Origin of the sequence: Pseudomonas sp. PGPPP4, from assembly GCF_002256045.1 — a bacterium.
Classification (GTDB): domain Bacteria; phylum Pseudomonadota; class Gammaproteobacteria; order Pseudomonadales; family Pseudomonadaceae; genus Chryseomonas; species Chryseomonas oryzihabitans.
The window spans coordinates 117289-142952 of the sequence record NZ_NKID01000012.1; the positions used below are offsets into that span (position 1 = coordinate 117289).

18 protein-coding genes are annotated in these 25664 nt (G+C 65.9%); 13 read left to right on the top strand and 5 right to left on the bottom strand.

Translation table 11 applies throughout. From position 1 onward, the window contains the following. Nucleotides 1-19 precede the first annotated feature (19 nt). From hslV to CFE50_RS19545, 4 genes are all read right to left on the bottom strand, one after another. Nucleotides 20-553, bottom strand: a complete 534-nt coding sequence (hslV, locus tag CFE50_RS19530) for an ATP-dependent protease subunit HslV (protein WP_007161614.1) — start codon at nt 551-553, stop codon at nt 20-22. A gap of 244 nt (nt 554-797) precedes the next feature. After that, nucleotides 798-1538: an SPOR domain-containing protein gene (locus tag CFE50_RS19535; protein WP_241809013.1), complete on the bottom strand. Its 741-nt coding sequence runs from the start codon at nt 1536-1538 to the stop codon at nt 798-800. 18 nt (nt 1539-1556) lie between these two features. After that, nucleotides 1557-3314, bottom strand: a complete 1758-nt coding sequence (argS, locus tag CFE50_RS19540; RefSeq protein ID WP_241809012.1) for an arginine--tRNA ligase — start codon at nt 3312-3314, stop codon at nt 1557-1559. A gap of 96 nt (nt 3315-3410) precedes the next feature. Next, entirely contained in the window at nt 3411-5624 is a 2214-nt protein-coding gene (locus CFE50_RS19545; protein WP_286736882.1) for a primosomal protein N', read from the bottom strand. Between the two features lie 157 nt (nt 5625-5781). On the opposite strand from CFE50_RS19545, the gene rpmE reads away from it, so the two are divergent. The 3 genes from rpmE to CFE50_RS19560 all read left to right on the top strand — a co-directional run bounded on the left by rpmE (nt 5782) and on the right by CFE50_RS19560 (nt 8202). Next, nucleotides 5782-5997, top strand: a complete 216-nt coding sequence (gene rpmE, locus CFE50_RS19550) for a 50S ribosomal protein L31 (RefSeq protein ID WP_007161618.1) — start codon at nt 5782-5784, stop codon at nt 5995-5997. Beyond that, on the top strand, nt 5997-6821 hold the full coding sequence (locus tag CFE50_RS19555) for a thermonuclease family protein (RefSeq protein ID WP_260984966.1): 825 nt from the start codon (nt 5997-5999) through the stop codon (nt 6819-6821). The genes rpmE and CFE50_RS19555 overlap by 1 nt, the downstream gene beginning before the upstream one ends. Nucleotides 6822-6933: 112 nt before the next feature. After that, the gene (locus tag CFE50_RS19560; protein ID WP_286736891.1) at nt 6934-8202 is read left to right on the top strand and encodes a malic enzyme-like NAD(P)-binding protein; all 1269 of its coding nucleotides are present in this window, start codon (nt 6934-6936) and stop codon (nt 8200-8202) included. 54 nt (nt 8203-8256) lie between these two features. Here the strand turns inward: CFE50_RS19560 and CFE50_RS19565 are convergent, their stop codons facing one another. Next, nucleotides 8257-10677 (bottom strand): penicillin-binding protein 1A, encoded by a 2421-nt coding sequence (locus tag CFE50_RS19565; protein ID WP_286736893.1) that lies wholly within the window; start codon nt 10675-10677, stop codon nt 8257-8259. 167 nt (nt 10678-10844) lie between these two features. Here CFE50_RS19565 and CFE50_RS19570 point away from each other — a divergent pair, with 167 nt between their 5' ends. The 10 genes from CFE50_RS19570 to CFE50_RS19615 all read left to right on the top strand — a co-directional run bounded on the left by CFE50_RS19570 (nt 10845) and on the right by CFE50_RS19615 (nt 25378). After that, complete coding sequence (locus CFE50_RS19570; RefSeq protein ID WP_027598915.1) at nt 10845-11909, top strand: pilus assembly protein PilM; 1065 nt, start codon at nt 10845-10847, stop codon at nt 11907-11909. Further along, complete coding sequence (locus CFE50_RS19575; RefSeq protein WP_058791504.1) at nt 11910-12500, top strand: PilN domain-containing protein; 591 nt, start codon at nt 11910-11912, stop codon at nt 12498-12500. Beyond that, complete coding sequence (gene pilO, locus CFE50_RS19580) at nt 12497-13150, top strand: type 4a pilus biogenesis protein PilO (RefSeq protein ID WP_027602906.1); 654 nt, start codon at nt 12497-12499, stop codon at nt 13148-13150. Before CFE50_RS19575 ends, pilO begins: the two co-directional genes overlap by 4 nt. Then, entirely contained in the window at nt 13147-13665 is a 519-nt protein-coding gene (locus CFE50_RS19585) for a pilus assembly protein PilP (RefSeq protein ID WP_026083837.1), read from the top strand. Before pilO ends, CFE50_RS19585 begins: the two co-directional genes overlap by 4 nt. Further along, the gene (locus CFE50_RS19590) at nt 13666-15915 is read left to right on the top strand and encodes a type IV pilus secretin PilQ (RefSeq protein WP_502694719.1); all 2250 of its coding nucleotides are present in this window, start codon (nt 13666-13668) and stop codon (nt 15913-15915) included. Nucleotides 15916-15920: 5 nt separating this feature from the next. Next, nucleotides 15921-16439 carry a shikimate kinase AroK gene (aroK, locus tag CFE50_RS19595; protein ID WP_007161627.1) on the top strand — a complete coding sequence of 173 codons (519 nt, stop codon included), beginning with the start codon at nt 15921-15923 and terminating at the stop codon, nt 16437-16439. 52 nt (nt 16440-16491) lie between these two features. Continuing rightward, a complete protein-coding gene (aroB, locus tag CFE50_RS19600) occupies nt 16492-17586 on the top strand; it encodes a 3-dehydroquinate synthase (RefSeq protein WP_286736900.1) in 1095 nt (364 codons plus the stop codon). 18 nt (nt 17587-17604) lie between these two features. Next, nucleotides 17605-19203, top strand: coding sequence for an AAA family ATPase (locus tag CFE50_RS19605; RefSeq protein WP_286736903.1), 1599 nt, complete (start codon nt 17605-17607; stop codon nt 19201-19203). Between the two features lie 216 nt (nt 19204-19419). Beyond that, the gene (gltB, locus tag CFE50_RS19610; protein WP_027602910.1) at nt 19420-23868 is read left to right on the top strand and encodes a glutamate synthase large subunit; all 4449 of its coding nucleotides are present in this window, start codon (nt 19420-19422) and stop codon (nt 23866-23868) included. A 91-nt stretch (nt 23869-23959) separates the two neighbouring features. Then, nucleotides 23960-25378 carry a glutamate synthase small subunit GltD family protein gene (locus tag CFE50_RS19615; protein WP_027598906.1) on the top strand — a complete coding sequence of 473 codons (1419 nt, stop codon included), beginning with the start codon at nt 23960-23962 and terminating at the stop codon, nt 25376-25378. Nucleotides 25379-25664 lie beyond the last annotated feature (286 nt).

Consider the following 25664-nt stretch of genomic DNA (forward strand, 5'->3'; position numbering starts at 1 on the left):
GGGCAGTCTCTAAACCGGATCACGCCTGGGGCGCGTCCAGCTCCTCGATGGTCAGGTTGCGGTTGGTGAACACGCAGATGTCACCGGCGATGTTCAGGGCGGTCTCGGCGATCTCGCGGGCACCCAGGTCGGTGTGCATGAGCAGGGCGCGGGCAGCGGCCTGGGCATAGGCGCCACCGGAACCCATGGCGATCAGGCCTTCCTCGGGCTCCACCACGTCGCCATTGCCGGTGATGATTAGGGAGGCGTCCTTGTTGGCGACCGCCAGCATGGCTTCCAGGCGACGCAGGGCGCGATCGGTGCGCCAGTCCTTGGCCAGCTCGACGGCGGCGCGGACCAGGTGGCCCTGGTGCTTCTCGAGTTGCGCCTCGAAGCGCTCGAAGAGGGTGAAGGCGTCGGCGGTACCGCCGGCGAAACCGGCCAGCACCTCGCCCCGGTACAGCCGCCGGACTTTCTTGGCGTTGCCTTTCATGACGGTGTTGCCCAGGGAAACCTGGCCGTCGCCGCCGATCACGACCTTGCCGTTGCGGCGTACAGAAACGATGGTGGTCAAGGGAATCTCTCCGCGTTGCTTGGGGCGTCGGCCCCGGTTACGCAGAGATATGGGGATGGCCGCGACGCCCTTCAAGCGCCGCGGCGAGGGGATTCGGCAGGTGAGAGTCTGTTCACGGCCTCGCGAGCTAGAGCCAAACAAGGCGAAGATTCTCGAGGAAGCGCAGTTTACGCGTGGTAAATGAGCATTCCGAGGGAGTTTTCAACACCGTTTGGCCGACGCGCAGCAGGCCGTGGGCAGACTCCTAGTGACCGCGTCGCTGCTGTAGCAACAGATTCTTGAAGCCGCTGCCGGCGAGCTGTTTCTGCGCCTGGGTCAGTTGGTCGCGGTCGCTGTAGGGACCGACCAGTACCCGGTACCAGGTGTCGTCCTTGACCTTGCCCGACTCCACCCGCACGTCCTGGCCGAGCATGATGATCTGGGCGCGGACCCGGTCGGCATCGGCCTGGGTGCGGAAGGAGCCGGCCTGGAGGAAGAACAGCGTCACCGGCGGCTGGGCCTTGGTGGTGGCTTCCTTGGGCGGCGTGGCGGCCGGCTGGCCCGCGGTGGTCGCGGGCGTGGCCGGTGTCGCCGTGGCCGCCTGGCCGGGTTGCGCCGGAGTCGCGGCGGCATCCGGCTTGGCCGGGGTGGCCGGCTTGGCGGCCGGATTGCGCGGCACGGCATCCGGCGGCACGATCACCTCGGATTCGGGCAGCAGGGTATAGAAGTCGTACTTGGGCTTGATCGGCGTGGGCGGCGTGCCCTCGGTCTTGCCAGCGGCGGTCGCGGCCGGCTTGCCGTTGCCCGCCGCGGCGGCCGGGCGACCCTCTTCCGGCTTGGCGCGCTGCACCGCCTTGTTGCCTGGTTCGAGTTTCATCAGGAACACCACGAAGGCCCCGATGGCCAGACCCGACGCGAGCCAGACCCAGCCGGGCAGGGGCTGTTTCTTGGGAGCCGAGGTGTTGCGACTGGCGCCGCGCTTGGGTGGGGCTTTCTTGGTGGCCATCAGGCGGTGATCCGTCTCTTACATGCGTTCCAGGGTGTGCAGACCAAGCAGTTCCAGACCCTGCTTGAGGGTGCGCCCGGTGAGGGCGGCCAGCCGCAGGCGGCTCTGGCGCAGGGCGGGGTCCTCGGCGGTCAGGATCGGGCAATTCTCGTAGAAGCTGGAGAACAGGCCGGCCAGGTCGTAGAGGTAGCTGCACAGCAGGTGCGGGGTGCCCTTGTCGGCAACGCTGGCGAGGATCTCGCCGAATTGCGCCAGACGCCCGCCGAGGTCCTGCTCCTGGGGCGCGTCCAAGCGGATGCTGCCGGCGGGTTCGTGCTGCTCGGCCTTGCGCAGCACGCTGGCGACGCGGGTGTAGGCATACAGCAGATAAGGCGCGGTGTTGCCCTCGAAGCTGAGCATCTGTTCGAAATTGAAGCTGTAGTCGCTGGTCCGGTGCTTGGACAGATCGGCGTACTTGACCGAGGCGATGCCCACCACGCGGCCGATGTGACGCAATTCGTCTTCGCTGAAGGGCGCTTCGCCACGCTCGGCGCGACCGGCATTGCGCTCCTTGACCAGCTGGTAGGCGCGTTCCTCGGCTTCGTCGAGCAGGTCGACCAGCTTGACGGTGCCACCGTCGCGGGTCTTGAACGGACGGCCGTCGGCGCCGTTCATGGTACCGAAGCCCATGTGCTCGAGGTCCATGGCCGCATCGACGAAACCGGCGCGGCGTGCCACCTCGAAGGCCATCTGGAAGTGCAGGGCCTGGCGCTGATCGACGAAGTAGAGCGCGCGATCGGCGTGCAGCTGGCGGCTGCGATAGCGCATGGCGGCCAGGTCGGTGGTGGAATAGAGATAGCCACCGCCGGCCTTCTGCACGATCACCGGCAGCGGATTGCCTTCGGCGTTCTTGAATTCGTCGAGGAAGACGCAGCGGGCGCCGTCGCTCTCGGTGAGCAGACCGGCGGCGTCGAGGTCGGCCACCACCTGGGCCAGGTCGTCGTTGTAGGCGCTCTCGCCCTTGACGTCGGCCGGGGTCAGCTTGACGTTGAGGCGATCGTAGACCTCCTGGCAGTGGGACAGGGAGACGGCGTTGAATCGCTCCCAGAGGCGCAGGCAGTGGGCATCGCCCGCCTGCAGCGCCACCACCAGTTCGCGGGCGCGAGCGGCGAATTCCGGCGAGGCGTCGAAGCGGCCCTTGGCGGCGCGATAGAACACCTCGAGATCGGCCAGCTCGCCTTCGGCGGCCTGGGGCTGCTCTTCCATGTAGGCCAGCAGCATGCCGAACTGGGTACCCCAATCACCCACGTGGTTCTGGCGAATCACCTCGTCGCCGAGGAATTCCAGCACCCGCGCCACGGCATCGCCGATGATGGTGGATCTCAGGTGGCCGACGTGCATTTCCTTGGCCAGGTTCGGCGAGGAGAGGTCCACCACCACGCGCTGCCGCGGCTCGTGCCTGGGCACGCCCAGGTGCGGATCGGCGAAGGCCGCATCCAGCCGCGCGGCTAGTTGCGCGTGATTCTGGAAGAAGTTGAGAAAGCCGGGGCCGGCGATCTCCACCTTGCTCACCGCCGGATCGGCGGGCAGGGCGGCCAGCAGCTTCTCGGCCAGGTCACGGGGCTTGGCCCGGGCCGGTTTGGCCAGCAGCAGGGCGACGTTGCTGGCGAAATCGCCGTGGCTCTTGTCCTTGGTGTTCTCGACCTGGATGGCCGGGGCCACGTCGGCCGGCAGGGTGCCGTCGGCGATCAGGCGGTCGAGGGCGTGCTGGATGAGCTGGCGGATGCTGTCTTTCATGGTCTTTGGCCTTCGGCGTGCGCCGAGCGCGCACTGCGATGAAAACCCGGCATTATCCGTGGCGAGCCCGGCCTTGCCAATGGTAAGCCAATGCCACTAGAAGAGATCGATGGGATCCACATCCAGCGACCAGCGCACCTGACGGGCCTCGGGCAGGCTTTCCAGCTGGACGACCCAGATGCCCAGCAGCCGGTGCAGAGGGGCGCGACTGCTGCTCTGCAACAGCAGCTGAGCGCGGTGGCGACCGGCCCGTCTTTCCATCGGCGCCGGTACCGGGCCGAGCAACTCCACCTGGGGCAGGGCGAGATTGACCGCCAGGCCCTCGGCGACGTGATAGGCCGCCTCGAGGAAATTCTCCACCTGATCCTGGCGATGGGCGTCGGCACGCAGCAGCGCCAGATAGGCGAAGGGCGGCAGGCCGGCGGCGCGGCGCTCCTGCAGGGCCTGACGGGCAAAGGCCGGATAGCCTTCCTCGGCCAGTTGCACCATGAGCGGATGATCGGCCAGATGGGTCTGGATCAGCACCTGGCCCGGTTCCTCGGCGCGTCCGGCACGGCCGGCCACCTGGACGATCTGCTGGGCCATGCGCTCGCTGGCGCGGAAGTCGGCGGAAAACAGACCGCTGTCGGCGTCCAGCACGGCGACCAGGGTCACCTTGGGAAAGTGGTGCCCCTTGGCGAGCATCTGGGTGCCGACCAGGATGCAGGGCGTGCCGCTGTGGATGGTTTTCAGCAGCTTGCCCAAGGCGTCCTTGCGCGCCGTGGTGTCGCGGTCGATGCGCAGCACCGGGACGTCCGGAAACAGCAGCTGCAGGCGTTCCTCGGCGCGTTCGGTGCCGGCGCCCACCGGGCGCAGGTCGAGCTTGCCGCAGGAGGGGCAATGGCGCGGTGGCGTCTGGCGCTGATCGCAATGGTGGCAGCGCAACTCGCCGGAGCCGCGGTGATAGGTCATGCGGGCGTCGCAGCGCGGGCACTGGGCCAGCCAGCCGCAGTCATGGCAGAGCAGGGTGGGGGCGAAGCCGCGGCGATTGAGGAACACCAGCACCTGCTGGCCCCGTTCCAGGGTCGCGCCCATGGCCTTGAGCAGCGGTTGGGACAGGCCGCTGTCCAGGGGGCGACTGCGCACGTCCAGGCGCTCGAAGCGCGGCGGCTGGGCGCCACCGGCGCGGAGTGACAGACGCAGATGGGCGTAACGCCCCTGCTCGGCGTTGTGCAGGCTTTCCAGCGAGGGCGTGGCCGAACCCAGCACCACCGGTAGATTCTCGAAGCGCGCGCGGACCACCGCCAGGTCGCGGGCGTGGTACCTCAGGCCTTCCTGCTGTTTATAGGAGGCGTCGTGTTCTTCGTCGACGATGATCAGCCCGGGGTGCTTGAGCGGGGTGAACAGCGCCGAGCGGGTGCCCACCACGATGTCCAGTTCGCCATCGCGGGCGGCCAGCCAGATGTCCATGCGCTCGCGATCGGTCAGCGCCGAATGCAGCAGGGCGATGCGCGCATTGAAGCGCTGTTCGAAGCGACCCAGGGTCTGGGGCCCCAGGTTGATTTCGGGGATCAGCAGCAGGGCCTGACGTCCCGCTTCCAGGGTGGCGCGGATCAGCTGCAGATAGACCTCGGTCTTGCCGCTGCCGGTCACCCCTTCCAGCAGATAGCAGTGGAAGCCGCTGCCGGCGCGGACCGCTTCGTAGGCCAGGCGCTGCTCGCCGTTGAGCGGCAGTTCGGCCTGGGCGAGCCAGGCGCCCTGGTGCCGATGCGGCTGGTGATAGCGGGTCTCCACGTGGACCAGGCCCTTGGCCTGCAGGAGGTCGAGGCTGTCCTTGACCAGGCCGAGCTGGCCGAGCAATTCGTGCAGCACGCCATGGGGATGCTGACGCAGGGTCTTGAGCGCCTCGCGCTGGCGCGGCGCCCGGGCCAGGCGCGGATCTTCCGGGCGGGCGTCGGGTTGGGCGATCCAGAAGCGCTGCAGCCGTCGCTCCGCCGGTTCTCCCTGACGCAAAAGGGCAGGAAGTGCCCAGCTCAGGGTGTCGCCGAGGCTGTGCTGATAGTACTGGGCGGACCACTGGCAGAGTTCGAACAGCGCGCTCGGCAGTGGCGGACGCTCGTCGAGCAGCTGCAGCGCCTTGCGCAGCTTGTCCGCCGGCACCTCGGTCTCCTGGGCGACCTCGATCAGGACCCCGATCACCTCGCGGCGGCCAAAGGGCACCCGCAGCCGCACGCCCGGGCGCAACTGCTCCTCGACCGCTCCCTTGGGCGGCAGATAGTCGAACAGGCGGCGCAGCGGGGAGGGCAGCGCCAGGCGCAGGATCAGGGGCACGGCAGGGCTCGCAGGAGGAAAGCCCGATGGTAGCAGACGGGCGGTGTGGGGGCTGCTTGCACCTCTTAGCTGCTCTGGTATGATTTGCAGCCCAAATCTGTGCGGTATCCGGCAATGGCGCCGGGTGGCGGCACAGCTAGACCCCGAGGATAGCCCCATGAAAGCTGATATCCATCCGCAGTACGATGCCATCGAAGCCACCTGCAGCTGCGGCAACGTCATCAAGACCCGCTCGACCCTGAGCAAGAACATTCACCTGGACGTCTGCTCCGAATGCCACCCGTTCTACACCGGCAAGCAGAAGGTCCTGGACGCTGGCGGCCGTATCGACCGTTTCAAGCAGCGCTTCGGCGTGTTCGGCAGCAGCAAGTAATGCGCTGCCGTCGACCATCTCCGCATGGTTCGACACTGAAGAAGGCGTCCCTCTGGGGCGCCTTTTTCGTTTCTGGCCTGACCGGCGCGCCCGCGGCCCTGGCGGCGGCGTGCCCGCTGCTGCCTGGTGGCCAGGAGGTGGTGGTCCGGCAGGTGGTGGATGGCGATACCCTGCGCCTGGTAGACGGCCGCTCGGTCCGGCTGATCGGCGTCAATGCGCCCGAGCTGGGCAAGTCCGGCGGTACCGCCCAGCCCTATGCCGAGGCGGCGCGCCGGCGCCTGCAGGAACTGGTCGAGGCCAGCGACGAGCGCCTGCGGCTGGTGCCGGGTAGCGAGGCGACCGACCATTACGGCCGCACCCTGGCACATCTCTATGATCGCGAGGGCGACAATCTTGAAGTCCGGTTGATCGTCGAGGGTCTCGGCTATGCCGTCGCCATCGCGCCCAATATCCGGCTGGCCGATTGTCAGGCCGCCGCGCAAAGCCAGGCGCGCCGGGCGCGTCTCGGGGTCTGGAAGCAGGAGCCGACCCCCGCCACCCGGATCGCGGAAGGCGGTTTCGCCGTGGTGCAGGGGCGTCTGCTGGACGTCGAACGCAATCGCGGCGGCCTCTGGCTGCAGTTCGAAGGCGATCTGGTGGTCAATGTCCCCGAGCGCTTCGTCGAGGCCTTCGACGGCGTGCCGCTGCATCAATGGATCGGCCGCCAGCTCGAGGCGCGGGGCTGGATTTCCGATCGCAGCCGGCGCCAGGAAGCGGGGCGCGCCCGCTGGCAGATGACCTTGAGCGATCCGCACATGCTGGGTTTGCAGGTTGAATCGTTTTAGCCGAAAGTCGTATTGCGATTGATTTCAGGCATATGGCCGATTGCTTGTGGCACCTTGAGTCTTTGCGTATTCTCGCCCGACCCAAGACCCACACCACGCGGATATACCAATAATGTCTGATCTCAAAACCGCTGCCCTCGAATACCACGCCCAGCCGCGCCCCGGCAAACTCAGCGTCGAGCTGACCAAGCCCACCGCGACCGCCCGCGACCTGTCCCTGGCCTACAGCCCCGGCGTCGCCGAACCGGTCCGCGAGATCGGTCGCGATCCCGAACTGGCCTATCGCTACACCGGCAAGGGCAACCTGGTCGCCGTGATCTCCGACGGTACCGCCATCCTCGGCCTGGGCAACCTCGGCCCGCTGGCCTCCAAACCGGTGATGGAAGGCAAGGGTGTGCTGTTCAAGCGCTTCGCCGGTGTGGACGTCTTCGACATCGAGGTGGACGCCGAGAGCCCCCAGGCCTTCATCGACACCGTCAAGCGCATCTCCATCACCTTCGGTGGCATCAACCTAGAAGACATCAAGGCGCCCGAGTGCTTCGAGATCGAGCGCGCCCTGATCGAGCAGTGCGACATCCCGGTGTTCCACGATGACCAGCACGGCACCGCCATCGTCACCGCTGCCGGCATGCTCAACGCCTTGGAAATCGCCGGCAAGCGCCTGGAAGACGCCAAAATCGTCTGCCTGGGTGCCGGCGCCGCCGCCATCTCCTGCATGCGCCTCCTGGCCAGCATGGGCGCCAAGGTCGAGAACATCTACATGATCGACCGTCAGGGCGTAGTCCACAGCGGCCGCAACGACCTGAACCAGTACAAGGCGACCTTTGCCACCGAGACCAGCAAGCGCACCCTGGACGACGCCCTCGAGGGTGCCGACGTCTTCGTCGGTCTGTCCGGCCCCAACCTGCTGTCGGCCGAAGGCCTCAAGCGCATGGCGGCCAACCCCATCGTCTTCGCCTGCTCCAATCCTGATCCGGAAATCACCCCCGAGCTGGCCCACGCCACCCGCGACGACGTGATCATGGCCACCGGTCGTTCCGACTACCCGAACCAGGTCAACAACGTCCTCGGCTTCCCCTTCATCTTCCGCGGTGCCCTGGACGTGCGCGCCCGGGTCATCAACGAAGAGATGAAGATCGCCGCCGCCCTGGCCCTGCGTGACCTGGCCAAGCTGCCGGTGCCCAAGGAAGTCTGCGCGGCCTACAACGTCGACAGCCTGAGCTTTGGTCGCGAGTACATCATTCCCAAGCCGATGGACGCGCGCCTGATCACCCTGGTATCCGATGCCGTGGCCAAGGCCGCCATCGAGACCGGCGTGGCCACGCTGCCCTATCCGGCGAACTATCCGCTGAAGTCCGTGGATGACGTCTTCGCCAAGTAAGGTCCGAAGCAATAAAAAAACCCCGCCGCGGCGGGGTTTTTTATTGGCTGGAGATCAGAAGATGTCCATGGGCACAGTTTCGCTGGAGGGTAGCGGTGTGCCGGGCGCCACGCCAGGCGGCAGCTCGTCCAGACTCGGCGGGGTGTCCTCGCTCTTGAACAGCTCGAAGTAGGCGTTGGGCGTGCCGGGCGGCGCAGCGCGACCGGTGGTGGGGTCCACGCGGATGGAGACGATGCCTTCCGGTTCCTTGAGCTGATGCGGCGGCTTGTCCTTGAGCGCCGCGCCCATGTAGCTCATCCAGATCGGCAGGGCCACGGTGCCACCGAATTCCTGGCGACCCAGGGTCTCGGGCTGATCGAAGCCGGCCCAGACCGTGGTCACGTAGTCGCCGTTGTAGCCGGAGAACCAGGTGTCCTTGGATTCGTTGGTGGTACCGGTCTTGCCGGCCAGGTCGTTGCGACCCAGTTCCAGCGCCTTGCGCCCAGTGCCGCGCTTGATCACGTCCTGCAGCATGCTGTTCATGATGAAGGCGTTGCGCGGGTCGATGACCTGGGGCGCGAACACCGGCGCCGGATTGGCCGGATCGGCCGCGGCGGTATCGGCCGCCGGCGTGACCTCGACGCCCGGGGCAGCCTTGGCCTGCGCCTGCTGGGGCACCCGCGGCGCGGCAGTGCGATAGACCACCTTGCCGTCGCGATCGGTCACGTGATCGACCACGTAGGGGGTCACCTTGTAACCCTCGTTGGCGAACACCGACCAGCCGGTGGCGACTTCCAGCGGCGTCAGGCCCGGGGTGCCGAGAGCGAGGGACAGGTTGCGCGGCAACTGGTCGCGCTCGAAGCCGAAGCGACTGACGTAGTCCAGCGCATAGTCGATGCCGATGGCCTGCAGCACCCGGATGGACACCAGGTTGCGCGAGCGATACAGCGCCTCGCGCAGGCGGATGGGGCCGAGGAAGGTGTTGTTGTCGTTCTTTGGTCGCCAGGCTTCGTCGGGATTCTCGTCCATGAAGACGATGGGCGCATCGTTGACCAGGCTGGCGGCGGTGAAGCCCTTTTCCAGGGCCGCGCTGTAGATGAACGGCTTGAAGCTGGAGCCGGGCTGGCGGCGGGCCTGGGTCGCGCGGTTGTAGTTGCTCTGCTCGAAGGAGAAGCCACCGATCAGAGCACGGATGGCGCCATCCTGGGGGTCGAGGGAGACCAGGGCGCTCTGCGCCTTGGGGATCTGCGAGAACTTCAGGCTGCCATCGTCCTGGCGCTGCACCCGGATCAGGTCGCCGACCTTGACCACGTCGGCCGGACCGTTCGGCCGCGGCCCCAGGCTGTTGGCGCTGAGGTAGGGGCGGGCCCACTTCATCGAATCCCAGGAGACCGCCTCTTCCTTGCCATCGCGGGTCAGGACCAGGATGCCGCTCTTTTCCACCTGGGTGACGATGGCCGGATCCTGGCCGCCGACGATGCGCTGCTTCTGGATCAGTGCGGTCCACTCGGCCCGGCTGCGGTTGGGCCACTGGGCCTCGGGCCCGCGGTAGCCATGGCGGCGGTCGTAGTCGGTCAGGCCGTCGCGCACGGCCTCGAAGGCGTCCGTCTGCAGCCGGCTGTCGATGGTGGTATAGACCTGGTAGCCATCGGTATAGGCGTCACCGCCATAGCGGCCGACCATTTCCGCCCGCGCCATCTCGGCGATGTAGGGGGCGTTGAGCTCGGGAATGGCGACGTGGTGATAGGCCTCGAGCGGCTCGGCGATGCCGGCCTGGTAGGCCGCCTGATCGATATAACCGAGCTTGAACATGCGTTCGAGAATCCAATTGCGTCTTTCCAGGCTACGCTCAGGATTAGCGACCGGGTTGTAACGCGACGGCGCCTTGGGCAGACCGGCGATCATCGCCATCTGGGCAACGGTCAGGTCCTTGATGGACTTGCCATAGTAGACCTGGGCGGCGGCCTCGATGCCGTAGGCGCGGTTGCCCAGGTAGATCTTGTTGACGTAGAGCTCGAGGATCTCGTCCTTGGTCAGTTGGCGCTCGATTTGCAGCGCCAGGAGGATCTCGGTGAATTTGCGCGAGAAGCTGCGTTCGCTGGTCAGGAAGTAGTTCTTGGCGACCTGCATGGTGATGGTGCTGCCGCCGGTCTGGATGTGTCCGGTCTTGACCAGCTGGCTCACCGCTCGCGCCAGGCTTTTCACATCCACGCCATAGTGATTGGCGAAGTTGTCATCCTCGGCGGAGAGCAGGGCATGGATGAAATCGGGCGGTATCTCGTTGAACCGCAGCGGCGAGCGGCGCATTTCACCGAATTCGGCGATGAGTTTGCCGTCCGCGCTGTACACCCGCAGAGGGATCTGCAGTTGCACGTTTCGCAGGGCGTCGATGGAGGGCAGGCTGGGGCTGAGGTAGAGGAAGGCACCGCTGAGACCCAGCAAAAGGCTGCAGACCAGGGCGACCAACGACCACCAGAAAAATTTCAGAACACGCATCAAGAGACTTTTCGAATGGAAAGAAGGAAAGGGCGACAGGTGAGGGTCAGCCTACACGGCGTCGCCATTATAGGCGCGTTTGGCGGTTGGCCGCTATTTGCTCGGGTGTCAAGTCTGTTATCTAATGCCCGTCCGCGGAAGACCACCGTCGCTCATAGGGAACTGATGTGCTAGGGCTATTCAGAAAGAAGGCGAATACGCTGCTGGGTATCGACGTCAGTTCGACATCCGTGAAACTCATCGAGTTGAGCCGTGCAGGCGGGCGCTACCGGGTGGAGGCCTATGCGGTCGAACCCCTGCCGGCCAATGCCGTGGTCGAGAAGAACATCGCCGAACTCGAAGGCGTGGGCCTGGCCATCGGCCGGGTGCTGGTCAAGGCGCGCACCTCCGCGCGCAGCGCTGCCGTGGCCGTCTCCGGCTCGGCGGTGATCGCCAAGACCATCGAGATGGACGCCGGTCTGACCGACGACGAGCTGGAAAACCAGATCAAGCTGGAGGCCGACCAGTACATTCCCTATCCACTGGACGAGGTCGCCATCGACTTCGAGGTGCAGGGACCGTCGCCGCGCAACGCCGAGCGCGTCGAGGTGCTGCTGGCCGCCTGCCGGAAGGAAAACGTCGAGGTCCGCGAAGCGGCCCTGGCGCTGGCCGGCGTCTCGGCCAAGGTGGTCGACGTCGAGGCCTATGCCCTGGAGCGCGCCTACCAGCTGCTGGCCAATCAGCTTGGCGGTCACGTCGACGACCTGACCGTGGCGGTGGTCGACATCGGCGCCACCATGACCACCCTGAGCGTGCTGCACAACGGCAAGACCATCTACACCCGCGAACAGCTGTTTGGCGGTCGCCAGCTCACCGAAGAGATCCAGCGTCGCTACGGCCTGTCGGTGGAAGAGGCCGGTCTGGCCAAGAAGCAGGGCGGGCTGCCGGACGACTACCAGAGCGAGGTGCTGACGCCCTTCCGCGAGGCGGTGGTGCAACAGGTGGCGCGTTCGCTGCAGTTCTTTTTCGCCGCCGGGCAATACAATGATGTGGACTACATCTTGCTTGCTGGAGGAACCGCGTCAATTTCCGGACTCGACCGCTTGATCCAGCAGAAAATCGGCACCCCCACGGTCCTGGCCAATCCCTTCGCCGACATGACCGTCAGCAACAAGGTCAACGCGGCGGCCCTGGCGGGTGACGCCCCGGCGCTGATGATCGCCTGCGGCCTGGCCATGAGGAGTTTCGACTAGATGGCCCGCATCAACCTCTTGCCCTGGCGGGAGCAGCTGCGCGAAGAAAGGCGCAAGCAGTTCCTGGTGATCCTGGCTGGCATCTTCGTGCTCTCCTGTGGCGCCGTGTTTCTCGGTGATCAGTACCTGTCCGGCGAGATCGCCCGCCAGGAGGCGCGCAATGCCTTCATCCAGCAGAACATCGCCCAGCTGGACGTGCGCATCAAGGAAATCAGCGAACTCAAGACCCGTCGTCAGCAACTGCTGGCGCGGATGAAGATCATCCAGGACCTGCAGGGCAACCGCCCGGTCATCGGCCATGTCTTCGATCAACTGGTGCGGACGCTGCCGGACGGCGTCTACTTCCGCGAGCTGAAGATGCAGGGTGACACCCTGTCGATTAGTGGCGAGGCGGAATCCAACAACCGGGTCTCCAACCTGATGCGTAACCTGGATGCCTCGGACTGGTTCGCTTCGCCTACGCTGATCGAGGTCAAGGCCACCACCGCGGGTGCGGTGGACCAGGCCAACACCTTCCAGCTCACCGTCAAGCAGACCCAGCCCGGCGCCCCTGCGGCACCGGCCCCGCTCGCCCAGGGAGGCAAACCATGAGTCTCGCCGATTCCCTGGCCAGCCTGCGCAAGGTCGACATCAACGAACTCAGCCTAGAGAACCTCGGTTCCTGGCCCAAGCCGGTCAAGGTCATCGCCTGCCTGCTGATCGTGCTGGTGGTGCTGCTGCTCGGCTATCAGTTCCACCTCAGCGACATGCAGGCCCAGCTGGACAGCCAGCGCAACCAGGAAGAGACCCTCAAGCAGCAATACGCCAGCAAGGCCTTCCAGGCGGCCAATCTGGATGCCTACAAGCAGCAGATGGTGGAGATGGAGGAATCCTTCGGTGCCCTGCTGCGGCAACTGCCCGGCGACACCGAGGTGCCGGCGCTGCTGGAAGACATCACCCGCACCGGTCTCGGCAGCGGTCTTGAGTTCGAGCAGATCAAGCTGCTGCCCGAGGTCACCCAGCAGTTCTATGTCGAGTTGCCGATCCAGATCACCGTGGTGGGCAGCTATCATGACTTGGCGACCTTCGTCAGCAGCGTGTCCAGCCTGCCGCGCATCGTCACCCTGCACGACTTCGACCTCAAGCCGGTGGACGACAGAAACGCCAATGGCGGCGGCACGGTCTCCGGAGGCGGCGGCAAGTTGCGCATGAATGTCCTGGCCAAGACCTATCGCTACAACGACAAGGGGCTCGGCAAATGAGGACGCCCCTGTTGCTTTGTCTGCTGACCGGCGTGCTGGTCGGCTGCGGTTCCAGCGATACCAGCGATCTGCAGGCCTTCATGGACGAAACCCGCGCCAAGCCGCGCGGTTCCATCGAGCCGCTGCCGCAGTTTCGCGCCTACGAACCCTTCACCTATGCGGCAGCCGCCCTGCGCAGCCCCTTCCAGGCACCGGTACGCATCGATCCGACGGTGCGCCAGCGCGGAACCGGCAACATCAAGCCGGACGTGAATCGGCCCAAGCAGTTTCTCGAAGGCTTCAACATCGAGACCTTCAGCATGGTCGGCATCCTGGCCAATGCCAGTGGCCGCTATGCGCTGGTCAACGGCGCCGGGGGCGTGCATCGCGTCAAGGTGGGCGACTACCTGGGGCGCAATGACGGACGCATCACCAAGATTACCGATGGCGAGATCGACGTGATCGAAATCGTCCCGGATGGCGAGGGTGGCTGGCTGGAACGGCCGCGCACCATCACCTTGAAGGAAAAGACTTAAATGGGCGGGGCGAGCACTGTGAACACTACTATCGCGGGACGACTGGGACTGGGCCTGGCCCTGCTGCTGGGCAGCCTGGCCGGCCAGGCTCTGGCAGCCGATCTGCAGGCCTTGAACGTCGCCTCCCTGCCCGGGGATCGCATCGAACTCAAGCTGACCTTCGATCAGCCGGTGCCGGTGCCCAAGGGCTACACCATCGAGCAGCCGGCGCGCATCGCCCTGGACCTGCCCGGGGTCGCCAACAAACTCGGTACCAAGAGCCGTGAGCTGGGCAATGGCAATGCCCGCAGCGTGACGGTGGTCGAGGCGGGCAACCGCACCCGCCTGATCATCAATCTCACCAATCTGGCCAGCTACGACACCCGGGCCGACGGTCGCAACCTATTCGTCACCATCGGGGGCACCGCCGGTCGCCAGACCGCCAGTGCCCAGGCCAACCTGACGCCCAACCTGCCGCGCGCGGCAGCGCCGACCACCGTGACCGCGCCGTCGTCCGCTCCCTTGCCCGGCGCGGTCGCCCGCACGCCGCTGCCGCCGACCCAGGCCACCTCTAGCGTGGCGGCCATGACCGCGCCGCGGCCGCAATTGCGCGGCAAGGCGATCCGCCATATCGATTTCCAACGGGGGCCCCAGGGCGAGGGCAATGTGGTCATCGACCTGAGCGAGACCGGCATCAATCCGGACATCCAGGAGCAGGGCGGCAAGATTCGCCTGACCTTTGCCGGTACCCAGCTGCCCGAAGAGCTGCGAGTACGGCTGGACGTCAAGGACTTCGCCACTCCGGTGCAGTTCGTCAACGCCTCCGCTGATAGCAGCGGGGCGTCCATCGTCATCGAGCCGACCGGTACCTACGACTACCTGGCCTACCAGACCAACAACCGTCTGACCCTGAGCGTCAAGCCGCTCACCACCGAGGAAAAGGAAAAGCGCGCAGCCGATCGCTTCACTTATACCGGCGAGAAGCTGTCGCTGAACTTCCAGGACATCGATGTCCGCTCGGTGCTGCAGCTGATCGCCGACTTCACCAATCTCAACCTGGTGGCGAGCGACACCGTACAGGGCAACATCACCCTGCGCCTGCAGAACGTGCCCTGGGACCAGGCGCTGGACCTGATCCTCAAGACCAAGGGCCTCGACAAGCGCCAGATCGGCAACGTGCTGCTGGTGGCCCCGGCCGACGAGATCGCCGCCCGCGAGCGTCAGGAGCTGGAGTCCCAGAAGCAGATCCAGCAACTGGCCCCCTTGCGTCGCGACCTGATCCAGGTCAACTACGCCAAGGCCGCCGACATCGCCAAGCTGTTCCAGTCGGTGACCAGTGCCGACAAGACCGCCGACGAGCGCGGCTCCATCTCGGTGGACGAGCGCACCAACAGCATCATTGCCTACCAGACCCAGAATCGCCTGGACGAACTGCGGCGCATCGTCTCGCAGCTGGACATTCCGGTGCGCCAGGTGATGATCGAGGCGCGGCTGGTGGAGGCCAACGTCGACTACAGCAAGCAGCTGGGCGTGCGCTGGGGCGGGAACGCCAGTTCGGGCAACTTCGCGGTCTATGGCAAGGACGGGGCCACCACGGTCGACCCCACTACCGGTCAGGCCTTCCTGCCGGGTACCAGTACCGTGGGTAACTTCACCTCGACCAACGGCGTCGCGCCCACGCCTTTCGTCGACATGGGCGTTTCCGGCAGCACCTCGGGTATCGGCATCGGCTTCATGGTCGGTGGCAAGATGCTCGACCTGCAGCTGTCGGCCCTGCAGTCCAGCGGCAATGGCGAGATCATCTCCCAGCCCAAGGTGGTGACCTCGGACAAGGAGACCGCCAAGATCCTGCGCGGTACCGAGATCCCCTACCAGGAAGCCAGCTCCAGCGGTGCCACCAGCACCAGCTTCAAGCAGGCCGCCCTGTCGCTGGAGGTCACACCGCAGATCACCCCGGACAACCGCATCATTATGGAGGTCAAGGTCAACAAGGATGCCCCTGACTACCAGAACGCCCTCAACGGCGTGCCGCCGATCAGCAAGAACGAGGTCAATGCCAAGGTACTGGTGAGCGATGGCGAGACCATCGTGCTGGGCGGGGTGTTCTCCAATACCCAGACCAAGTCCACCACCAAGGTGCCGATGCTGGGCGACATTCCCTATGTCGGCCGACTGTTCCGCCGGGATTCGGTCACCGACAGCAAAGTCGAGCTGCTGATCTTCCTCACGCCGCGTATCATGAACAACCAGGCGATAGCGGTTGGTCGATGACATAAGTGCGTAATCTGTTTCTCGTAGGACCGATGGGCTCGGGCAAGAGCACCATCGGCCGGCTCCTGGCGAAGGAATTGCGGCTGCCGTTCAAGGATTCCGACAAGGTAATCGAAGAACGTACCGGTGCCGACATCCCCTGGATCTTCGATGTGGAAGGCGAGCAGGGCTTTCGCGAGCGCGAACGCGCCGCGATCGCCGAGCTGTGCGCAGAAAACGGCCTGGTGATGGCCACCGGCGGTGGCGCCGTGCTGCGCGAGGACAATCGCCAGGCGCTCAAGCGCGGTGGGCGGGTCATCTATCTGCATGCCTCCATTGAGCAGCAGATCGAGCGCACCTCCCGCGATCGCAATCGCCCGCTCCTGCAGACCGCCGATCCCGCGGCGGTGCTGCGCACGCTCATGGCCATGCGCGATCCGCTGTACCGCGAGATCGCCGACATCATCATCGAGACCGACGAGCGGCCGCCCCGGCTGGTCGTGCTGCAGATACTCGACCGTCTGAAAGCCCTGGCACCGCATTAAAGCCGCAGGCGTTCTGCGCTATGCTAGGCGCCCTTTGAATCAAGGTGACGGCATGCGGACTCTTCACGTCGAGCTCGGTGAGCGCAGCTACCCGATCTACATCGGCCAGGGCCTTCTGGATCAGCCGGAATGCTTCCTGCCCCATCTCGCCGGGCGCAAGGTGGCGATCGTCACCAACGAGACCATCGCGCCGCTCTATCTGGAGCGCCTGCTGCGCACCCTGGGCGATCGCCCGGTCAGCTCGATCGTGCTGCCCGATGGCGAGGCGCACAAGAACTGGGAAACCCTGCAGCTGATCTTCGACGGTCTGCTGCGGGATCGCCATGATCGCAAGACCACCCTCATCGCCCTCGGTGGCGGGGTGGTCGGCGACATGGGCGGGTTCGCCGCGGCCTGCTATCAGCGCGGGGTGGACTTCATCCAGGTGCCGACCACGCTGTTGTCCCAGGTCGATTCCTCGGTGGGCGGCAAGACCGGCATCAACCACCCGCTGGGCAAGAACATGATCGGCGCCTTCTACCAGCCCAAGGCCGTGGTCATCGACACCGCCAGCCTGGCGACCCTGCCGGCGCGGGAACTGTCGGCGGGTCTGGCCGAGGTCATCAAGTACGGTCTGATCTGCGACGAGCCCTTCCTCGGCTGGCTCGAGGAGCATGTCGAGGCGCTGCTGGCGCTGGACCAGCAGGCACTCACCGAAGCCATCGAGCGTTCCTGCGCGGCCAAGGCCCAGGTGGTCGGCAGCGACGAGCGCGAGTCGGGCCTGCGGGCGATCCTCAACCTGGGGCATACCTTCGGTCACGCCATCGAGACCCACCAGGGCTATGGCGTCTGGCTGCACGGCGAAGCGGTTTCCGCCGGCATGGTCATGGCGCTGCAGATGTCCCTGCTGCTGGGCTGGCTCACGGCCGCCCAGCGCGACCGCGCCCTGCGCCTGCTGGTCCGGGCGGGGCTTCCCGTGGTACCCCCGGCCGACATGCAACCGGCCGATTTCGAACGCCTCATGGCGGTGGACAAGAAGGTCCTGGATGGACAACTCCGGCTGGTACTGCTCAGTGACCTGGGCCAGGCCGTGGTGACCGCCGACTTCGCCCGCGACATTCTCGAGCAGACGCTGCGTACCGATTACCAAGCGCTGACCGCCCAGTAAGGAGAACAAGAGAGTCCCATGTCCAATCTGCACGCCGACGAAGCCTTCCTCGGTCACTATCAGTTCACTCACGACCCGTTCGCCGCCCGCGTTCCCGGTTTCAAATTCTTTCCGGCGCAGCGCAAGCCGGTGCTGGGTCAGTTGCATCACCTGGCCCGCTACAGCCAGCTATTGCTGGTGGTCAGCGGTCCCGAGGGTAGCGGCAAGACCTTGCTGCGCCAGGCACTGGCGGCCAGCACCAAGAAGGAAGCCGTGCACTGCGTGGTGATTTCCGCGCAGAACGGCGGCGACGCCCGCACCGTGCTGGCCCAGGTCGCCAAGGGCGTGGGCGCCGACAGCCAGACGCCGGCGGCCATTCTCGCGCAGGCGGCGGAAGTGCGCCTGGCGGGGCAGGAGGTCTACATCCTGGTGGATGACGCCGAGGCGCTGGCCACCCCCGCCCTGGAAGCCCTGCTGGAGCTGGCCGGGGGTGGCGAAAAGGAGCGTCTGCACGTCTTCCTGTTCGGCGAGGCGGAAGTGGTGATGCGCCTGGAAGACATCGCCCAGGGCGAAGAGCGCTATCACGCCATCGAATTGCTGCCCTACAGCGAAAGCGAGGCCGAGGAATATCTCGCCCAGCGTCTGGAAGGTGCCGGTCAGGGTCTGGAGATCTTTACCGACGAGCAACTCGCGACCATTCACCAGCGCTCCGGCGGCTGGCCCGGTCGGCTCAACGAAGAAGCCCGGGATGTCCTGGTGGCCGGCATGACCGCCCGGCGCAAGAAGGCCGCCGCTCCGGCGAAGGGCTCGCGCAATCTGCTGGCGGCGCTGCCGCGCAAGCATCTGGTCATTCTCGGGGTGGTGGTGCTGGCAGTGGGCGCTGCGGCGCTGTCGCTCAAGGGCGGCAAGAGCGAAACCCCCGCGACCGGCACGGCCGGGCAGGACCTGCCCATGGGCGGCCAGAACACCGCGTCCGCCGGCAAGGACGCCCAGGGGGCGCCCATCCAGTTCGATGGCTCTTCCAAGCCGCTACCCCTGCCGCTGGTGGGCGAGTCGCAGCCGGTCATCCGCGAACCCCTGGCGGAAGCGGCGGGTGGGCGTCAGGCTGGTACCGCTGCCGGCAACGACATGGGCGCGGGTGGCGTGCCGCCCACCGTGACCACCGACGCCCCGCCCATCAGTGACGAGGACGAACTGCCCAGCCGGACGCCGGCACGCACGCCAGCGCCCAGCGTGCCGGCCGTGGCCGCTCCGGCGCCCCGGCATACCGTACCTGCGCCTACCCCCGCGCCGGCACCGGCCAAGCCGGCCCCGGCTGCCGCCCCTGCGCACGCCGGTGGCGCTGCGGCGGGCTGGTACGGCAGTCAGGCGGGCAGCAAGTACGCCTTGCAGGTGGTGGGCACCAGCAACGAGAAGGCCGCGCAGGACTTTATCGCCGCCCAGGCCGACAGTGGCAACTTCCGCTATTTCAAGAAGAGCTACCAGGGCAAGGCGCTCTATGTGGTGACCTACGGCAACTTCGCCAATCGGGCGGCGGCCGAGGCGGCAGTCAAGCAGTTGCCGGCCAAGGTACAGGCCAGCAAGCCCTGGCCGCGGACCTTCGCCAGCATCCAGCAGGACATCGCCACCAGTCGCTGATTCTTGCCTGGCACGAAAAGAAAGCCCCGGTGCTATCACGAGAGTGACGCCGGGGCTTTCTGTTTTGCGTCATCGAATTTTCATCAGGTGTCATCAGTGTTTGTCGTAAGCGATTTTTTCGCTACACTGGTCAGCCTTTGACTGTCCGAAAAAAGTTCAAACAAGCGGACCGTTTTGTGATGCCTTCGCAATAACCTGATTGCCGGTGAGAGCGCTATGAAAGCAGGCCTGTTCAATCCCGATAGCTTCAAGGACAACTGCGGCTTCGGCCTGATCGCCCATATGCAGGGCGAGCCCAGCCACGACCTGCTGGAAACGGCCATCGAAGCCCTGACCTGCATGACCCACCGGGGCGGTATCAACGCGGACGGCAAGACCGGTGACGGTTGCGGTCTGCTCATGCAGAAGCCGGACGCCTTCCTGCGCGCCATCGCCCAGGAGCAATTCGGCGCCGAGTTGCCCGAGCAGTACGCCGCCGGCGTGGTGTTCTTCAACCAGGACGAGGCCCGCGCCGAACAGGCCCGCGCCAACATGAACCTGGAGATCGAGGCCGCCGGCTTGACCCTGGTCGGCTGGCGCAAGGTGCCCATCGACACCTCGGTGCTGGGCGAACTGGCCCTGGCCCGCCTGCCGCGCATCGAGCAGGTGTTCGTCGCCGGTCCCGGTCTCGACGATCAGCAGTTCGGGGTCAAGCTGTTCTCCGCCCGCCGCCGTTCCTCGGTACGCAATGCCGAGGACGCCGAGCACTACATCTGCAGCCTGTCGTCGCGGGTCATCGTCTACAAGGGCCTGATGATGCCGGCGGATCTCGCCGCCTTCTATCCGGACCTCGGCGATCCGCGCCTGGCCACCGCCATCTGCGTGTTCCACCAGCGCTTCTCCACCAACACCCTGCCGAAGTGGCCGCTGGCGCAGCCCTTCCGCTATCTCGCTCACAACGGCGAGATCAACACCATCACCGGCAACCGCAACTGGGCCCAGGCGCGGCGAACCAAGTTCGTCAACGAACTGATCCCCGATCTCGACCAGCTCGGTCCGCTGGTCAACCGCGTCGGTTCCGACTCCTCCAGCATGGACAACATGCTGGAACTGCTGGTGACCGGCGGCATGGACCTGTTCCGCGCCGTGCGCATGATCATTCCGCCGGCCTGGCAGAACGTCGAGACCATGGACGCCGATCTGCGCGCCTTCTACGAATTCAACTCCATGCACATGGAGCCCTGGGACGGTCCGGCCGGCGTGGTGCTGACCGAAGGCCGCTACGCGGTCTGTCTGCTCGACCGCAACGGCCTGCGCCCGGCGCGCTGGGTGACCACCAAGAACGGCTACATCACCCTGGCTTCGGAAGTCGGCGTCTGGAACTACCAGCCCGACGACGTCATCGCCAAGGGCCGGGTCGGCCCGGGCCAGATCCTCGCCGTGGACACCGAGACCGGCGAGGTGCTGCAGACCGACGACATCGACAATCGCCTCAAGGCGCGCCATCCCTACAAGCAGTGGCTGCGCAAGAACGCCATGCGCATCCAGGCGACCCTGGACGACAACGATCACGGTTCGGCCTTCTACGACCAGGATCAGCTGCGCCAGTACATGAAAATGTTCCAGGTCACCTTCGAGGAGCGTGACCAGGTCTTGCGCCCGCTGGGCGAGCAGGGCCAGGAAGCCGTGGGCTCGATGGGCGACGATACCCCGATGGCGGTGCTGTCGCGGCGCATCCGTTCGCCCTACGACTATTTCCGCCAGCAATTCGCCCAGGTCACCAACCCGCCGATCGACCCGCTGCGCGAGTCCATCGTCATGTCCCTGGAGACCTGCCTGGGCGCCGAGCGCAACGTCTTCGAGGAAACCGCCGAGCACGCCGATCGCGCCATCCTGAGCAGCCCGGTGGTCTCGCCGGCCAAGTGGCGGACCATTCTCAACATGCCCAAGCCCGGCTTCGAGCATGTCAAGATCGACCTCAACTACCCCGAGTCCATGGGCCTCGAGGCGGCGCTGCGCAACATCGTCGAGCAGGCCGAGGAGGCCGTGCGCGCCGGCAAGGTATTGCTGGTGCTGACCGACCGCCACATCGAGCCGGGCAAGCTGCCGGTACACGCGGTGCTGGCCACCGGCGCCGTGCACCACCACCTGGTCAACCTGGGCCTGCGCACCAGCAGCAACATCCTGGTGGAGACCGCCACCGCCCGCGATCCGCACCACTTCGCCGTGCTGCTGGGCTTTGGTGCGACCGCGGTCTATCCGTTCCTGGCCTACGAGGTGCTGGGCGATCTGATCCGCACCGGCGAGGTGCTGGGCGATCTCTACGAGGTGTTCAAGTACTACCGCAAGGGCATCACCAAGGGCCTGCTCAAGGTGATCTCCAAGATGGGCATCTCCACCGTCGCCTCCTACCGCGGCGCCCAGCTGTTCGAGGCCGTGGGCCTGGCGGACGAGGTCACCGACCTCTGCTTCCCCGGCGTCACCAGCCGCATCAAGGGTGCGCGCTTCGTCGACCTGGAAGCCGAGCAGAAGCTGCTGGCCGGCGAAGCCTGGAACAACCGCAAGCCGATCCAGCCGGGTGGCCTGCTCAAGTTCGTCTATGGCGGCGAGTACCACGCCTACAACCCGGACGTGGTCAATCTGCTGCAGGCCGCCGTGCAACAGGGCGACTACGCCAAGTTCCGCGAATACACCGCGCTGGTGGACCAGCGTCCGGTGGCCATGATCCGCGACCTGCTCAAGGTCAAGACCAGCGACCAGCCCCTGGCCCTGGAAGAGGTCGAGCCGCTGGCCAACATCTTCACCCGCTTCGACGCTGCCGGCATCTCCCTGGGCGCCCTGTCGCCGGAGGCCCACGAGGCCCTGGCCGAGGCCATGAACCGCCTGGGCGGGCGCTCCAACTCCGGCGAGGGTGGCGAGGATCCGGCGCGCTACGGCACCATCAAGAGCTCCAAGATCAAGCAGGTGGCCACCGGCCGCTTCGGCGTGACCCCCGAGTACCTGGTCAACGCCGAGGTCTTGCAGATCAAGGTGGCGCAGGGCGCCAAGCCGGGCGAGGGCGGCCAGCTGCCGGGCGGCAAGGTTAACGGCCTGATCGCCAAGCTGCGCTATGCGGTGCCCGGCGTGACCCTGATCTCGCCGCCGCCGCACCACGACATCTATTCCATCGAAGACCTGTCGCAGCTGATCTTCGACCTCAAGCAGGTCAATCCCAAGGCGCTGGTGTCGGTCAAGCTGGTCTCCGAGCCCGGGGTGGGTACGGTGGCCGCCGGTGTGGCCAAGGCCTATGCCGACCTCATCACCATCTCCGGCTACGACGGCGGTACCGGCGCTTCGCCGGTGACCTCCATCAAGTACGCCGGCTCGCCCTGGGAGCTGGGCCTGGCCGAGGCGCACCAGACCCTGAGGGGCAACGACCTGCGCGGCAAGGTGCGGGTGCAGACCGACGGCGGCCTGAAGACCGGTCTGGACGTGATCAAGGCGGCCATCCTCGGCGCCGAGAGCTTCGGCTTCGGCACCGCGCCGATGATCGCTCTGGGCTGCAAGTACCTGCGTATCTGCCACCTGAACAACTGCGCTACCGGCGTCGCCACCCAGAACGACCGGCTGCGCAAGGAACACTTCATCGGCACGGTGGAGATGGTGATGAATTTCTTCACCTTCATCGCCGAGGAAACCCGCGAGTGGCTGGCCAGGCTGGGCGTGCGCAGCCTGGGCGAGCTGATCGGCCGTACCGACCTGCTGGAAATCCTGCCGGGCGAGACCGCCAAGCAGCAGCACCTGGATCTCACCCCGCTGCTGGGAAGCGATCACATTCCGGCCGAGAAGCCGCAATACTGCCAGGTGGAAAAGAACCCGCCGTTCGACCAGGGTCTGCTGGCCGAGGAAATGGTGCGCCTGTCGCTGCCAGGGATCGAAAAGCTCGAAGGCGGTGAGTTCAGCCTGAGCATCGGCAACTGCGACCGCTCCATCGGCGCCCGGGTCTCCGGCGAGATCGCCCGGCGCCACGGCAACCAGGGCATGGTCAAGGCGCCGCTGACCTTCCGTTTCAAGGGTACCGCCGGCCAGAGCTTCGGCGTCTGGAACGCCGGCGGCCTGCATCTGTATCTGGAAGGCGACGCCAACGACTACGTGGGCAAGGGCATGACCGGCGGCAAGCTGGTCATCACTCCGCCGCAGGGCGCGGGCTTCAAGAGCCAGGAATCGGCCATCATCGGCAACACCTGCCTCTATGGCGCCACTGGTGGCAAGCTGTTCGCCGCCGGCACCGCCGGTGAGCGCTTCGGGGTGCGCAACTCCGGGGCCCACACCGTGGTGGAAGGCACTGGCGACCACTGCTGCGAATACATGACCGGCGGCTTCGTCTGCGTCCTGGGCAAGACCGGCTACAACTTCGGCTCGGGCATGACCGGCGGCTTCGCCTATGTGCTGGATCTGGACAACGGCTTCTATGACCGGGTCAACCACGAGCTGGTGGAAATCCAGCGCATCAACAGCGAAGCCATGGAAGCCTATCGCAGCCACCTGGAAGGGGTGCTGGCCGAATACGTGCGCGAGACCGGCAGTGCCTGGGGCAGCCATCTCCATGAAAACCTGGACGACTACCTGCGCAAGTTCTGGCTGGTGAAGCCCAAGGCCGCAAGCCTGGCGTCGCTGCTGGTCAGCACCCGCGCCCGTCCGGAATAACGACTTCGATGCCGGCTCCCCAGGGCGCCGGTTTCACCGTGATAGCTCGTGGCGCCCGGCAGAAAAGGGCGTCGCTTCAAGAGGTTTGGAAATGGCTGAACGTCTGAACAACGACTTCCAGTTCATCGAGGTCGGTCGCAAGGATCCGAAGAAGAAGCTGCTGCGCCAGCGCAAGAAGGAATTCGTCGAGATCCACGATCCCTTCAAGCCGCAGCAGGCTGCCGAGCAGGCGCACCGCTGCCTGGGTTGCGGCAACCCCTATTGCGAATGGAAGTGCCCGGTGCACAACTTCATTCCCAACTGGCTCAAGCTGGTGTCCGAAGGCAACATCCTGGCGGCGGCGGAGCTGTCGCACCAGACCAACACCCTGCCCGAGGTCTGTGGCCGGGTCTGCCCGCAGGATCGCCTCTGCGAGGGTGCCTGTACCCTCAACGACGGTTTCGGCGCGGTGACCATCGGTTCGGTGGAGAAGTACATCACCGACACCGCCTTCGCCATGGGCTGGCGCCCGGACATGTCCAAGGTCAAGCCGACCGGCAAGCGCGTCGCCGTCATCGGTGCCGGTCCGGCCGGCCTGGGTTGTGCCGACATCCTGGTGCGCAATGGCGTGACCCCGGTGGTGTTCGACAAGCACCCCGAGATCGGCGGCCTGCTGACCTTTGGTATCCCCGAGTTCAAGCTGGAAAAGACCGTGCTCAGCCGCCGTCGCGAGGTCTTCGGCGGGATGGGCGTGGAATTCCGCCTCAATACCGAGGTGGGCAAGGACGTGACCATGGACCAACTGCTCGAGGAATTCGATGCGGTCTTCCTGGGCATGGGCACCTACACCTACATGAAGGGCGGCTTCCCCGGCGAAGACCTGCCGGGCGTGCATGACGCCCTGGATTTCCTGGTGGCCAACGTCAATCGCAACCTGGGCTTCGAAAAGGATGCGGCCGACTTCGTCGACATGAAAGGCAAGCGCGTGGTGGTCCTGGGGGGTGGTGACACCGCCATGGACTGCAACCGCACCTCCATTCGCCAGGGCGCCAAGAGCGTGACCTGCGCCTACCGCCGCGACGCCGCCAACATGCCGGGCTCGCGCAAGGAAGTGAAGAACGCCAAGGAAGAGGGCGTGAAGTTCCTCTTCAACCGCCAGCCCATCGCCATCATCGGCGAAGACCGGGTGGAAGGCGTCAAGGTGGTGGAGACCCGTCTGGGCGAGCCCGATGCCCGCGGTCGTCGCAGTCCCGAGCCGATCCCCGGTTCCGAAGAGATCCTGCCGGCCGATGCGGTGGTCATTGCCTTCGGTTTCCGGCCGAGCCCGGCGCCCTGGTTCGAGCAATTCGGCATCGACCTCGACAGCCAGGGCCGCGTGGTCGCGCCGGGGCTGCACGAGTTCAAGCACCAGACCAGCAACCCGAAGATCTTTGCCGGTGGCGACATGGTGCGCGGCTCCGACCTGGTGGTGACCGCCATCTTCGAAGGTCGCAACGCCGCCGAGGGCATCCTCGACTACCTGGGCGTCTAAGCCGCTGCGGGTGGACAAGAGCCGACCGGCGCCGAGCCGGTCGGCTTTTTTATGCCTGAAGGATTATTGCGCCCATGCGGCCCGCAGATGCGGCCACTCCTGCGGGGAATGAAGCTTTCGTAGGAGCTACTGTCTTATCGCAGCCAGGGCGGCAATAGACCGTAGATACCATCTCTCCCACCAATCACAACAGGTCCTCTAAAGGGCCTGTCGTGGTTGATAAGGTCGCTGCGTCTTGAGCACGCCATAGGCAATCTGCAGCAGTTTGCGCATGGCGGCGCCCAAG